The following is a 13962-nucleotide window of genomic DNA, read 5'->3' on the forward strand; positions in this document are numbered from 1 at the left end:
ATTATAAGCTCTTAATGATGATGGCATTACCATCCTTTTTTATATGTATTGAATAAGTCTCTTTCAGCGCGGTTAATGCTTCATCCAGACTGGTATTTTTAAAATTAGCGTTGAATTTTTTGATGGTGAGCTTCTTGTCATACAGCACAATCCGAACCCCGTAATAATCGCTTAACTGCTCGCAAACTTCATCAAGCGGCATATCCACAAACTTCAGCTCTTTAGTAAACCAGGCTGCATCATTACTGTTCTTCAACCCGAGTATCGTATTGTCAACATATTGATAACTGATTCCCTCGCCGGCTTGTAGAATAGAAGGTTTGCTTTTTTGATTAGGACTGAACATTACCTTTCCTGTACTTACCGACAGGTCTATATTCGTTGCAGAATAATTGATGTTAAAGGAAGTTCCTAAAACTTTAACAACAGAATGACCTATCGTCACTTCAAAAGGTCTTTTTGAATCTTTACTCACCAAAAAGAAAGCTTTACCTTTTTCGAGGGTTACGGGACGCTCTTCATTAGAAAATTCTTCAGGGTAACTCACTGCACTGTTCGCAGCCAGGAAAATCTTTGATCCATCATCCAGCAACACGGAATCAATTTCAGTACTCGTCCTTTTAACAATATAATTTACCGCAGTTTTTTCGCTATAAATCCAGAAACCAACGGTCAGCACGAGAACTGCGGCAGCTGCAACTTTGCTCCAGCTAAAGATTCGTCTAGGTTCCACATAAGTAGCCTCATCGAGGCGTAACCTGAAATTACGTACCGATTTTTGAACATCAAGACCCTGCAGACGTTTTGTTTCGGCAGCATTATCCCATATTCTTTTGGTCTGCTGAAAATAAACTTCATTCTCCTCAGACAAGGTTCTCAAATGGTTTACCTCTGCCGCTAAAATCTCATTTTCTGGTTCGTTGAAATGTTTCAGGATCATATCCTGAAAGGTTAGTTTGTCTTGCAATTCGGTTAGGTTTGTATATAAGACAAACGGGTGACTAAAAACCCCTAGTCATATATGATTAAAAAAATAATATTTATTAAATATCCCCTGAGGGACGAATGCCTTAGTATAAATACATGGCAAGAAGGTAGAAATACTTGAATTTCTTCCTGACAGGACTATTTTCCGCGGCTTTAGAAACGCGGCTTCTCAGAATCTTGAGTGCATTCCCCATATGATTCTCTACCGTTTTTTCAGAAATGTTTAGCTGTGAAGCGATGTCCCGGTATTTCAGGCCGTCCATCCTACTGAGCTTAAAAACCTGCTGGCACTTCTCTGGAAGCAACTCAATTTCGTTGTATAGCAATACAATCAACTCGTTCTCTTCATCATGACGCTCCGCATCATCAGGAGTAATGTGATCTGCAATTTTTAGGTGATGTTTCTCAATATTCTTTTGACGGTTTATAAAATTGATAGAAGCGTTTACCACACTACGATAGAGATAAGCTTTAATAGATTTGATCTCCGATAGCAATTCCTTCTCCTCCCAAATCTTCAAAAAAACATCCTGTACGATTTCTTCGGCGGCGGGAATGCTCTGAACATACTTATCCGAAACCAAAATTAATTTCCTGAAATTATGAGAATAAAAGTCAGTGAATGCATCCTTATTGTTATCCTCAATAAGTAAGAGTAGATCACTCCCTGAAATTACATCTATCGATTTGCTGACACTCATCACACTCCTAACCAATTAGAATAATTTGAACAAAATCGAAATTATTACGTTAATAGCTCTAAAATATGATTTAAGAAGGAATTATTGCTGAAAAAATAAAATATTATTAACTTAAATGGGATAAGTCCACTATTCCGGCAGCATTTTTCCAGAAAAATAAAAAAATCAGCCTAAATAAAGTAACTATCTAATTAGAAATTATAGTAAGGAGAAATCATTAAGTAAACCACAACCCCCGTAACCGCTACATACAACCAAACAGGATAAGACCAGCGAACGATCTTTTTATGAAGCGCTACCTGCATGTTTAAGCCCCTGTAAAAGCTTACCAGGATCAAAGGTAAAACAACCACAGCAAGGATGATATGCGTAGCCAAAATGAAGAAATAGACATATCTTGTGCTTCCCACTGCAGCAAGCTCTGCTACAGATAAGATGCCGTTATGGTCAATATCGCCAAACTTCGTATCCTTTTCATATAGATGAAACAAGATATAAAAAACCAAAAAGATAGCTGAAAGGATAAAGGTGATGATGTTCGTGATTTTATGGGCTTTAATATTCCCTTTTCTGATAAAGACCAAAGAGATGATCAGTAACACAGAACAAGTGGCATTGATACCACCGATAATATGAGGTAAAAGATAAATGAAAGATGGTTTAGTGGTCGGTGGTGGTACTAATTTCAGCGCAATAACAACAGTCAGCACCACAGCTGTAACGATCCATACTAAACGTAAAAAAAACTTATCATTCATCTTATTCAGGTATTATGGGAGGATTTACCTCCCGTCTTTATTATTTCTTAATTCTTCAGTGATCAAAACCTTGATCTCGTCGTCCAGTTTAGATAAAGCTTCCTGACTGGTTGCTTCATAATATCCACGGATGCGACGCTGAGGATCCAGCAATACAAACATATTGCTATATACAAACTTCTGTTCTCCGTTCTGTAACTCCCGGTGCGCGTCAATAAACAATCCTTTGTTAATCAGACCATAAATTGTGGTGCTATCACCGGTCAACAGGTCCCATTTACCCGCCTTAGCACCTAAAACAGCTGCGTAATCAGCCAATACTTTAGGTGTATCTCTGGAAGGATCAATGCTTAAACCAACAAAATTAACCGTTTTGTTATGCGCATAAGTCGCTTCAAAAGCTTTCATGGCTTTATTCGCAAAATTAACAGCATAGGTATTTCCTGTAGTATAAAACAGGTTCAGGACCAGGATCTTTCCTTCATAGCTTTTCCAGTTGACAGTATCTGCCTGTTGGTTGACTAATTTAAAATCAGGCACCAAGTGATAAATCGTATCCGGAATCTTTTTCCCACGAACCGAATGAAAGGTCTTTGCCACTTCCTTAGGGCCAAAAAAAGGCAATGGCTTATAACGGTTTTTACCTTTATCCTGTAGCAAATAATACAAAAATCCTGGTACCGCTAAAATGGTGACCAGGATTAATATTTTTTTTATTTGTGAACTCTTCATTAAACAAGGGGCATGTGAAGATGCAGGTAACCGCCTTCAATCAGCATTAATGTTATAAAGTAAAGAATAAAAATAAACGAGACAGTTAATGACAATTGTAAACCCAGTTTCTCATACTTCAAGTGCATGAAATAAGCTACAATATAAAATGCTTTTAATAAAGTAAGTGCGATGTATAAGAAATTACCAACACCATGGCTCATTAAGCCTTTTGGCAATATCACAAGGGCAATGATAAACTCAATTACTGTGATCAGCAAAAGGATACCAAATACCTGCCATATTTTTTTCTTGGTTAAGCCTGCATGTTCGCCGTGTCCATGCTCTTCTGTATGTGCGTGCTCTGACATAATATTTTTTATTGAATGATTAAACTAAATAGAAGAATGTAAATACAAATACCCATACAAGGTCTACGAAGTGCCAGTATAAACCAACTTTCTCCACCATCAGGTAATGTCCGCGTTTTTCGAACGTACCATTAATGGTCATACATAGGATGATGATATTGATAATTACCCCACTAAATACGTGAAATCCGTGAAATCCGGTAATCGTAAAGAACAGGTTTGAAAACTGTTGTGCAGAAACGGTAGAAACCTCACCTGTAAACAAGTGCTTTAATGTCTCCATTGGAGGAATTTTTCCCCAACCGAATCCTTCGTGGAATAAGTGTGTCCACTCTAAAGCCTGACAACCAAGGAACATGAATCCACCAACGATTGTTGCAACCATCCACCAGATGACCTCTTTCTTCGAACGTCTGTGTCCCGCTTCCACTGCAAGTACCATCGTCACAGAGCTCATGATCAAAATAAAAGTCATGATACCTACGAACACTAATGGCGCACCATGGTCCATAACTCCCGGAATAGATTGAAATACCAAATCCGGATCTGGCCAGGTTAATTTAGTGAAACGTTGAGCTCCATAATAAACCAATAATGAAGAGAATGTGAATGCATCAGAAAGCAAGAAAAACCACATCATTATTTTACCGTACTCTACCGACCACGGTGAGCGACCGCCGCTCCAAGGAGTAGTTTTTACCTGATCTAATTGTGATAATGAATTCATTTTATAAATTGTAATAGTTTGTTAACAAATCTAACTGTTCAAAAGTAAAAAAACATACAGATATATCCATAATATATCTATAAAATGCCAAAATATAGAGGCGATTTCCATCCTGTATTTAGCTTTTGCCACTGGTATTTTACCATAGGCACCAAATAAACAATTCAAGATAAAACAAAGTCCTCCAAAAATGTGCAATAAGTGAAATCCAGAAACAATATAAATTAAAGATATTGCTGCGTTGTTATTCACGAGTGTAGCTCCGGTATGGTATAAAGCACTCCAGGCATCTACCTGAAGGTAACCAAAAACCAGGGCCAGAACCATAGTTCCCCACAACAGGATTTTCTGAGATCCGATATTTCCTGCTTTCAATGCTTTTGCCGCAAGGAAGAGACAGACGCTGCTGCCAATCAGGATTAATGAACTGTACATAAAGGCGTCTGGAAGTACCAATCCATGACCTTTACCTTTTGATGCTGCGAATACGATGTAAAAGCTCGTAAAGCCCCCAAACATGATCGTCGAAGAAACCACAAACAACCAAAGAATAAACTTCTTCGGCTTCGTATTTAACTCCTCACCATATTTTACATCCTGCTCTTTTAACGTATGTACCATATTTAAATTATTAAGCTATAAAATCAAACAATAAAACCAACTGAACGATTGGCAGGTAAAAGAAAGAGCAAAACATCACCTTTCTGGCACTTGCCACGTCCATATTCATCCACATTTTAAACGCCAGCCACGCAAATACGAGCCCGGCAAGGAGGGACACCCCTGCAATATAATATCCACCAAAACCGTAAAAGGTCGGCATTAAGCTTACCGGAATCAATACCAACGTACTGAAAAAGGTAATAAATGCACTCGTCTTATCTCTTTTTGTAGTCGGCAAAAGTCGGAACCCAGCCTTTTTATAATCATCATCCAGCACCCATGCAATCGCCCAGAAATGTGGCAACTGCCATACAAACTGAATCAGAAAAAGAATTACCGCAATCTGATCTATTTTCCCGTGTGCAGCTACATAACCGATTAGTGGAGGTAATGCACCTGGAATTGCACCAACAATGGCTGCAATCGGTGATTTACGTTTTAACGGGGTATAAGCAAATGCATATAAGAAGATCGAGAATACAGAGAGTAAACCCGTTTCTATATTTAGTTTTCCAAGTAACCAGGTACCAAGCATTCCCATCACAAGACCGGAAACTAAACCTTGTCCCGTAGTCATGTGTCCGGCAGGCATCGGACGGTCCTTAGTTCTGGTCATCAATTTATCCAGGTCTACTTCGATCACCTCATTGAAGCAATTTGCCGCAGAGGTTACTAAAAAACCACCTACAATTAAAATCAACCAGTTCATCCAGTTAATATCCGGGCTTACCCCGTTAATCGGTACTTTAGAGCCTATTAAAAAAGTAACTGATGCGGAAAATACAACCAGAAAAGTTAATCTGAATTTAATGAGCTTAGAGAAATCTGCTAAAAACTGTTTCAATTTATATATAATTAATACTACTGATTGTAAGTGTCTGTTCTGTACACCAACAGGTACAGATAATATTGTAAGGTAAATAATACCGTAGAGAACAATATGTGTAATGCCTGAGCGTATGGAGGCAGCGCAAAGTTAGACAATAATAAGCCTGTTAGGAGTTGGATGATCAAAACTATGGCAATTGCATTACCAACTCTTAAAGCAGTTGCTTTTCCATTAAACTTGTCTTTTACGATCTTATAAATCACCAGGTTTACGATCAGCACCAATACGGCCACATCCCGGTGATAAGAAAAGGTCGCCCCTACTTTACTCACCCAGCTGCCCCTGTCATTGTACATCATTCCTTTTGAAATCGCATCAATCGCTTCCCTGACCTCTGTACCCAAAACAATTTGAAGGGTACTCAAAGCCACAGATCCCAGTACCAATACCTTTAGCCAAATAATATTCGACATGATCACCGTCGCCTGTTTCTGCATTTGCAGGGCATAATTATAGGTATACACCAAAATTGCCAGAATCACCAGTGCGAGCAGCATGTGTACCGTTACAATCCAGGGCATCAGGTTTGTCGATACAACGATAGAACCCAACCAAGCCTGGAAACCTACAATAATCACATTCAGAATACTCAATACCAGAATTCTTTTGGCAGCTTTACGATAAGCAAAAGCATAAACCACTAAACCAACCAATAGAAATCCGGTAATCGCGCCCATCAAACGGTTTAAATATTCCGTCCATGTTTTGGCTACGTTAAAAGTCTCAGGTGTTAAGATCGACTCATCATGTCTGATGCTGTCTGCAAGGTGTGCTTTTCCCATTTTCTCCAGCGTCTTTGCGAAACGTTCATTTTTCGCAACCCGCTCCGCTACATACTTTTGCTTATAGTTTGCAGGTAGCTGCGATGCGGAAGTTGGCGGAACATACTGATCGAAACATTTCGGCCAATCCGGACAGCCCATCCCTGAACCCGTACTACGTACGATTCCCCCTGCCAGAATCAGCAATAGGGTGACGATGATGGTGATGAGGTTTAGCCTGATAAATCTCTTTTCAGATTTAGGAACCATGGTATGTGTTTAAGAAAAATGGGGCATCTGTTGTAAGTATTTACCTACTGCAGATACCCCATTGTGTATTTTAGAATACGATGTATTAGTCTAACTTCTCTGTTGCAGGAACATTTTTAGCTTCCCACTCTCTTTGTATACGCTCAGATTCAGTGTTACCTTCAAAATCATGAGGCATGTTTGAAGACATGGTCTGAGAGAAAGGTACAGTCTGAGGAATAAAATCCGCTTCTGAACCTGGTTTACTGTAATCATATGGCCAACGGTATACTGTTGGGATTTCTCCTGGCCAGTTACCATGTAAATGTTCAACCGGTGTAGTCCACTCTAAAGTGTTAGACTCCCATGGATTCTGAGGAGCTTTTTTACCTCTGAAAATGTTATAGAAGAAGTTCCATAAGAATGCTACCTGTGCCAATGCACCGATAATAGCTGCCCAGGTAACAAATACGTTAACTGTTAACCATTTCTGCATAAACTCAAACTCAGTGAATGCATAGTAACGACGAGGTACACCATCTAAACCTAAGAAGTGAAGCGGGAAGAATACCAGGTAAGCAGAGATAAAAGTCAACCAGAAGTGAAGGTATCCCAATTTGCTGCTCATCATTCTACCGAACATTTTAGGATACCAGTGATATACACCTGCAAGCATACCAAAGATCGCAGCAGAACCCATTACCAAGTGGAAGTGGGCAACAACGAAATAAGTATCATGTAAGTTGATATCCAGGGAAGCATTACCTAAGAAGATACCGGTCAAACCACCAGAGATGAAGAAAGATACCAATCCGATAGCAAATAACATTGCCGGCGTAAACTTGATATTACCTCTCCACAAGGTAGCCAGATAGTTGAAAGTCTTAACTGCTGAAGGAACAGCAATAATCAATGTGGTGATCATAAATACCCCACCCAATAACGGGTTCATACCCGTCACAAACATGTGGTGACCCCAAACGATAAATGATAACACGGTGATACCGATCAATGAATAAATCATCGCATGGTAACCGAAGATAGGTTTTCTTGAGTTTACTGAAATTACCTCAGAAGAGATACCCAAAGCTGGCATAATTACAATATATACCTCCGGGTGACCAAGGAACCAGAATAAATGTTGCCATAGGATTGGGGAACCACCTTCATTAGGCAATACCTGTGTACCCATAACAATATCAGAAAGGTAGAAACTTGTTCCGAAACTACGGTCAAAGATCAAGAGTACCACACCCGCAACAAGTACAGGGAAAGATAAGATACCTAAGATCGCAGTTAAAAAGAACGCCCAGATCGTCAATGGCATTTTCCAAAGGTCCATTCCTTTAGTACGCATGTTTAATACGGTACTCACATAGTTGATACCACCCATTAATGAGGAAGCAACAAACATGATCATACTGATCAACCATAAAGTCATACCTAATGCAGAACCTTTAATCGCAGTTGGTAAAGCAGATAACGGAGGATATACTGTCCATCCCGCACTTGCCGGACCTGTCTGAATAAAGAAAGAGCTCATCATCACCACACAAGCTCCAAAGAAGAACCAGTAAGATAACATGTTCAGGAATGGCGAGGCCATATCCCTAGCCCCTATCTGAAGAGGAATTAATAAGTTACTGAATGTACCACTCAGACCGGCAGTCAATACAAAGAATACCATGATGGTACCATGTATCGTTACCAATGCCAGATAGAAATCCGGTTTGATACGTCCGCCTTCTGCCCATGTTCCAAGGAATGTTTCCAGGATAGGGAAGTTTGTATCCGGCCATGCCAGTTGCAAACGGAAGAGGATAGACAAGCCCATCGCAATAACAGCCATAATAATACCTGTTATCAGGAACTGCTTAGCGATCATTTTGTGATCCTGACTAAAGACATACTTCGTTAAGAAGGTCTCTTTGTGATGCCCATGATCATCATGGCTATCGTGGTTATGTGTATCGTGTAATGATATAGTTGACATAATGTGCTATTCCAGTATTATTATTTTTTTAAAGCTAATTGATTTGTTTTAACGGCAGAAGTATCTTTTGCTACACTATCTGCTGGCTTAGCTGCAACTGGTGCAGGTGCTGCAGTTACTGGCAGGCCAAACTCTTTTCTCAAATCGTCAGTTAAATAAGTTCCCTGTTTTTTAACCCAAGCCTCATACTCTGCCTGTGAAACAACCCTTACTTCTTTCTGCATTTTGTAGTGACCTTCACCACAAATCTTAGCACATAAGAATAGGTAAGCAAACTTAGGATCATTGGTTTTCGCTTTCATCTCTTCAGTAGTGATGGTTGGCGTAAACTCAAAGTAAGAAGTCATACCCGGTACTGTATTCAATTGAATTCTGAAGTGAGGCATGTAAAAACTGTGCAATACATCTTTACTCGTTAAAATCAAACGAACAGGTTTGTTCACAGGAATTACCATCTCATCAGCAGTCTGGTCATCTAAAGTGTTTTTGTCTTTAAAATCAATACCCAACTGGTTAACACCGTTGATCAACTTGTAGTTTTTTACCCCTACAATCCCATCAGCTCCCGGATAACGGATCGCCCATGAAAACTGAGATGAAGTGATCTCAATACTTAAAGGCTTGTTGTTAGGATCTTCGATTTTGTAGAAAATTGATCTCCAGGTAAGGAAACCCATCAATACCAATACGGTTAGAACCAATGCCGGAACAATTGTCCAGATACGCTCTAAAGCATTATTATGTGGATAGTAATACGCTTTTCTTTTTCCGGTGTTTTTATAGAAATAAGCAAAAGCAAACAGGATGATGTGCGTCGCGATAAACACGATAGTCGTAATGATCAACGTGATGTTAAACATCTGGTCAATTTTCTTACCATGCTCTGATGCTGCTTCCGGAAGGATCATCTTTCCATGAACCGTATATTCCCAGTATACACCGTACAAACCTACAATAAGGAATAACGCGAACAACGTTCCGTTTACTGCATTCCAGTTGATGCCTTTCGGTTTATCTTGAGCCTCACGGGTCAATTCATATACCTTTAATGCTTTTCCAATGATTGCTATGAATAAGCAAAGCAATAGAAATGCCATGGTATAAAATATAACCGTTTTATAAACCGGACCCATATCAACAGGTTTGGCGACGGTCTCAGCGGCAGCGCCGGCAGCTTGTGCAAATGCGCTTGTGCTTGCAAATGCAGTTAGAATCACTGCTAGTGCCGCTATTGTTTTGTTACTTATAAATTTTCTTAAACTCATTTCCTTAAAAGTAGTAACGCTGTACTTCTATTATACTATTATTTTATTTACTGTATTAAGATCACTTATTACAAGTGATGATTCAAACTTTCCTGTAAGAACGGGTGGTTCTTGGCGATCAAAGGTTGTTTACTTAGTGCTCTTAAAACGGTAAAGGTAAACAATCCTACAAAACCTACGGCTGTTCCGATCTCAATAAAACCAAAAGCATGGTGTTCTTCAACCGTTCCAGGCATAATCATTTGGTAATAATCAACCCAGTGACCACACAATACGATGATACACACCGTTAGCATGATGTTTTCCTGCCTTTTATTATCTCTGTCCATTAATAACAATACCGGAGCTAAGAAATTCAGGATCAGGTTCAGATAGAACCAAAATTCGTAGTGATCGAACCTTTTGTAGAAGTATACAGTCTCTTCCGGCATGTTTGCATAATAGATCAGCATAAACTGAGCAAACCATACATAAGTCCAGAAAATAGAGAAACCGAAGATAAACTGTCCAAGGTTGTGTAAGTGACTATTGTTCACCCAGCTCATGTAACCTGCTTTTCTCAACAGGATAATGATGATGGCAATCGTTGCTAAACTGCTTACCCACATTGCGGCGAAGTTATACCAGCCAAACATAGTAGAGAACCAGTGTGCCTCTAATGACATGATCGTATCAAAAGCAAAGATTGGTGTAGTGAAACCGTAGATTACTAAAAATATACAAGAGTATTTAAAGCTTTTTCTGTAAGAGTTTAATCCTCCGGTTAAATCTTCATTTGTCGATAACTTCGCAAGAAGTACCGCAAAGATGCAATACACACCTAAGAAGATCACCTGACGTGCCATAAAGAAAGGTACGTTAAGGAAAGCCGACTTACCGTCGATTAATTTATCATAGTTAGGACTGTTGATGTCCGTTAAACCCGGAGCATTCCAGTGATGATATAAGTTGTGTGTGTACAAGCCTGCTGCCATTACTGCGATCAGAATAACCACTGCAATTGGTAATGTTTTGGCCATCGCCTGAGGTACACGTAGTATAGAAGCAGACCAACCTGCCTGTGCTACAAATTGAACAGCAAGAAAGAATGCACCTGACATGCAAACACATGCGAAGTAATAAGCCATCAGTAACAAGTTGGCAAAAGTACGCTCATGAAGCTCCTTAGCCGTAAAACCGTAGCCTATAGCTAATACCCCTACGGCAATAGCGACAAAGCTTAAGGTTTTTGCTTTACCTGTAAACTCAAACTGCTCAGTTAAATTATAATTGTGAGTTCCCATTTATTTGTGCTTTTCTATTGTATTTTTTGTAATTGTTGAACATACATCACGACTTTCCATCTCTCTTCAGGAGACAATTGTGAGGCATGTGAACCCATGTTGTTTAGACCATACATAATCGTATGGTAAATTTTTCCTGCGCTCAGGTCTTTCATGTTACCACCACGTGAGGAAGTTGCATCACCATGGTAAGAAGGAATACCACTAACCTTTTCGATTTTTACCAGGTGACCTTGTCCGTCTCCCTTTTCTCCATGACATGGAGCACAAAATACCGTGAAGTAATGCTTTCCTGAAATCAGGTTTTGCTCTGTGGCCGGAACTGGATTCACCAAAGCGGCACCTGCTGCTTCATAACCTTCTTTAGTATTCGGATAATCATATTTATCGAATCCTACAGGAGCGGTATGAGCCGGTGGCGTTTGTGCCGTCTGTCCGTTCTTAAAGTTTTTGTTTGGCTGATCCGGGTTATAAGCAATCGGATCATACATGTTCCTTGCATATTCTAAACCTGTACTCTGCTTATCCTTACATGCTGAAAATATTACAGCACTGGCAAGAATACAAAATGAGGCTAAAACTACTTTATTCTTATTCATAGCTAATGTACTTCCTTTCATTGTGCTTAATTTCTAAAGCACCTGCATCTTTTAATAAACCATCTATCTTACTATGTTCCGCGTTTTCTTTTGCATCAATAGCGATAATAAATCTGTCGTCTGTTGCCCTTAAGTCCATCACTCTTGGTGCTCTTCCAGGGAATAAATGTGTAGAAGCATAATAAGCACCTACCAAACTGAATGCACAGAAAAGGATCGTCACCTCAAACATAATCGGAATAAAATCCGGAAGTGCTAAAGCTGGTTTACCACCGATATTATGTTTCCAGTCTACCACCGAGGTTAAGTAGATCAGTGCAAATGCAGACATAGTTCCTGTAATCCCGCAAAAGAAAGCGAGAATATCTAACCTGGATCTTTTGACCCCTAATTTAGCTTCGATGCCGTGAATAGGCATTGGCGTATAAACATCATGTATCTTAATGTTATTTTCCTGTAACTTCTCGATGCCGTGCATCATTTCGTCAGGATCACCAAAACTGCCTAAAATATATTTGATATTACTCATTGTTATATTTTTGCGTATTCTTCTTGTTTAACACTATCAAATTTCTCCAGAGACTCTACGTATTCCGCAACTTGCTCCTTATCTAAATGACCTTCTTTAATTTGCTCCATTTTAGATTGCTCACTCGCACTCTTCAGCAATAGTTTCACCTCAGCAATCGCGATTGAAGGCAATACCCTTAAGAATAAAAGGAACAAAGTAAAGAACACTCCGATTGATCCTACAAAGACACCCACATCTACCCATGTTGGATAGAACATCGCCCAACTTGAAGGGATGTAATCGCGGTGTAATGAAGTCACGATAATTACGAAACGTTCGAACCACATACCAATGTTCACAACGATAGACAGAATCCAGGTCGCAGGAATGTTAGTACGGATCTTTTTGAACCAAAGTAACTGAGGAGAGATTACGTTACACGTCATCATCATCCAGTATGCCCACCAGTATGGACCAGTTGAACGGTTAATGAAAGCGTATTGCTCGTATTCTGAACCTGAGTACCAGGCAATGAAAAACTCGGTGATATAAGCCACACCTACGATAGATCCTGTTAGAATGATGATCTTATTCATCGATTCAATGTGGAACATGGTGATGTAGTTTTCCAGACCTAATACTTTACGTGCAACCAATAATAAGGTTAACACCATCGCAAATCCGGAGAAGATCGCCCCTGCTACGAAGTATGGAGGGAAGATCGTGGTATGCCATCCCGGAATTACCGAGGTTGCAAAGTCCATGGATACAATCGTGTGTACCGAAAGTACCAGTGGTGTAGAGATACCCGCAAGGATCAAGGACACTGCCTCAAAACGTTGCCATGTTTTTACGTTACCAGACCATCCGAAAGAGAAGATAGAATAGATTTTACGTCTCACACCTGTTGCACGGTCACGGATGGTTGCGATATCAGGTAGTAAACCTGTATACCAGAACAATAGTGATACCGAGAAGTAAGTAGAGATCGCAAACATATCCCAAACTAGTGGTGAGTTAAAGTTAACCCATAATGATCCGAATTGATTCGGCAATGGAAGTACCCAGTAAGCTAACCATGGTCTACCCATGTGAGATACTACATACGTGGCCGCACAGATTACGGCGAAGATCGTCATCGCCTCTGCTGAACGGTTAATCGAGTTCCTCCAGTTCTGACGGAAGAGTAACAGTACCGCAGAGATTAGTGTTCCAGCGTGACCGATACCTACCCACCAAACGAATCCGGTGATGTCCCATGCCCATCCTACTGTTTTATTTAATCCCCAAGCACCGATACCAAACCAGAAGGTATACCCTACAGAAACCAACCAAAGTGTGGCTCCGCAAAGTGCTAGTATAAATCCTATCCACCATGCCTTATTAGGCTTATTCTCAACTGGCATTAAGATATCATTCGTAATTTTTGCATACGTGATATCATTGCCGGTGATTAATGGTTCTCTTAATATTGATTCCTTATGTCCTGACATA

At 39.8% G+C, this 13962-nt stretch carries 15 protein-coding genes; all 15 read right to left on the reverse strand.

What is annotated here, in order from left to right; translation table 11 throughout:
* Position 1 precedes the first annotated feature (1 nt).
* The 15 genes from AAFF35_RS27345 to nrfD all read right to left on the reverse strand — a co-directional run bounded on the left by AAFF35_RS27345 (position 2) and on the right by nrfD (position 13961).
* The gene (locus AAFF35_RS27345; protein ID WP_342329642.1) at positions 2–967 is read right to left on the reverse strand and encodes a FecR domain-containing protein; all 966 of its coding nucleotides are present in this window, start codon (positions 965–967) and stop codon (positions 2–4) included.
* 103 nt (positions 968–1070) lie between these two features.
* Positions 1071–1688 (reverse strand): RNA polymerase sigma-70 factor, encoded by a 618-nt coding sequence (locus AAFF35_RS27350; protein ID WP_342329643.1) that lies wholly within the window; start codon positions 1686–1688, stop codon positions 1071–1073.
* A 191-nt stretch (positions 1689–1879) separates the two neighbouring features.
* On the reverse strand, positions 1880–2446 hold the full coding sequence (locus tag AAFF35_RS27355; RefSeq protein WP_342329644.1) for a DUF420 domain-containing protein: 567 nt from the start codon (positions 2444–2446) through the stop codon (positions 1880–1882).
* 24 nt (positions 2447–2470) lie between these two features.
* Positions 2471–3178 carry an SCO family protein gene (locus tag AAFF35_RS27360; RefSeq protein ID WP_342329645.1) on the reverse strand — a complete coding sequence of 236 codons (708 nt, stop codon included), beginning with the start codon at positions 3176–3178 and terminating at the stop codon, positions 2471–2473.
* Entirely contained in the window at positions 3178–3528 is a 351-nt protein-coding gene (locus AAFF35_RS27365; RefSeq protein WP_083252017.1) for a cytochrome C oxidase subunit IV family protein, read from the reverse strand. The genes AAFF35_RS27360 and AAFF35_RS27365 overlap by 1 nt, the downstream gene beginning before the upstream one ends.
* Before the next feature lie 19 nt (positions 3529–3547).
* The gene (locus AAFF35_RS27370; protein WP_342329646.1) at positions 3548–4255 is read right to left on the reverse strand and encodes a cytochrome c oxidase subunit 3; all 708 of its coding nucleotides are present in this window, start codon (positions 4253–4255) and stop codon (positions 3548–3550) included.
* A gap of 30 nt (positions 4256–4285) precedes the next feature.
* Positions 4286–4876 carry a cytochrome c oxidase subunit 3 gene (locus AAFF35_RS27375; RefSeq protein ID WP_342329647.1) on the reverse strand — a complete coding sequence of 197 codons (591 nt, stop codon included), beginning with the start codon at positions 4874–4876 and terminating at the stop codon, positions 4286–4288.
* 10 nt (positions 4877–4886) lie between these two features.
* On the reverse strand, positions 4887–5762 hold the full coding sequence (cyoE, locus tag AAFF35_RS27380) for a heme o synthase (protein WP_342329648.1): 876 nt from the start codon (positions 5760–5762) through the stop codon (positions 4887–4889).
* Between the two features lie 17 nt (positions 5763–5779).
* Positions 5780–6838, reverse strand: coding sequence for a COX15/CtaA family protein (locus AAFF35_RS27385; RefSeq protein WP_342329649.1), 1059 nt, complete (start codon positions 6836–6838; stop codon positions 5780–5782).
* An 85-nt stretch (positions 6839–6923) separates the two neighbouring features.
* A complete protein-coding gene (locus AAFF35_RS27390; RefSeq protein ID WP_342329650.1) occupies positions 6924–8810 on the reverse strand; it encodes a cbb3-type cytochrome c oxidase subunit I in 1887 nt (628 codons plus the stop codon).
* A 20-nt stretch (positions 8811–8830) separates the two neighbouring features.
* Positions 8831–10075 carry a cytochrome c oxidase subunit II gene (locus tag AAFF35_RS27395; RefSeq protein WP_342329651.1) on the reverse strand — a complete coding sequence of 415 codons (1245 nt, stop codon included), beginning with the start codon at positions 10073–10075 and terminating at the stop codon, positions 8831–8833.
* 68 nt (positions 10076–10143) lie between these two features.
* Positions 10144–11358 (reverse strand): quinol:cytochrome C oxidoreductase, encoded by a 1215-nt coding sequence (locus AAFF35_RS27400; RefSeq protein WP_074611706.1) that lies wholly within the window; start codon positions 11356–11358, stop codon positions 10144–10146.
* 14 nt (positions 11359–11372) lie between these two features.
* Positions 11373–11957 carry a cytochrome c gene (locus AAFF35_RS27405; RefSeq protein WP_342329652.1) on the reverse strand — a complete coding sequence of 195 codons (585 nt, stop codon included), beginning with the start codon at positions 11955–11957 and terminating at the stop codon, positions 11373–11375.
* Positions 11950–12486 (reverse strand): DUF3341 domain-containing protein, encoded by a 537-nt coding sequence (locus AAFF35_RS27410; protein WP_073232044.1) that lies wholly within the window; start codon positions 12484–12486, stop codon positions 11950–11952. The genes AAFF35_RS27405 and AAFF35_RS27410 overlap by 8 nt, the downstream gene beginning before the upstream one ends.
* A 2-nt stretch (positions 12487–12488) precedes the next feature.
* Positions 12489–13961, reverse strand: a complete 1473-nt coding sequence (gene nrfD, locus AAFF35_RS27415) for an NrfD/PsrC family molybdoenzyme membrane anchor subunit (protein ID WP_074611704.1) — start codon at positions 13959–13961, stop codon at positions 12489–12491.
* Between the last annotated feature and the right edge of the window lies 1 nt (position 13962).

Source organism: Pedobacter sp. FW305-3-2-15-E-R2A2 (assembly GCF_038446955.1).
Taxonomy (GTDB): domain Bacteria; phylum Bacteroidota; class Bacteroidia; order Sphingobacteriales; family Sphingobacteriaceae; genus Pedobacter.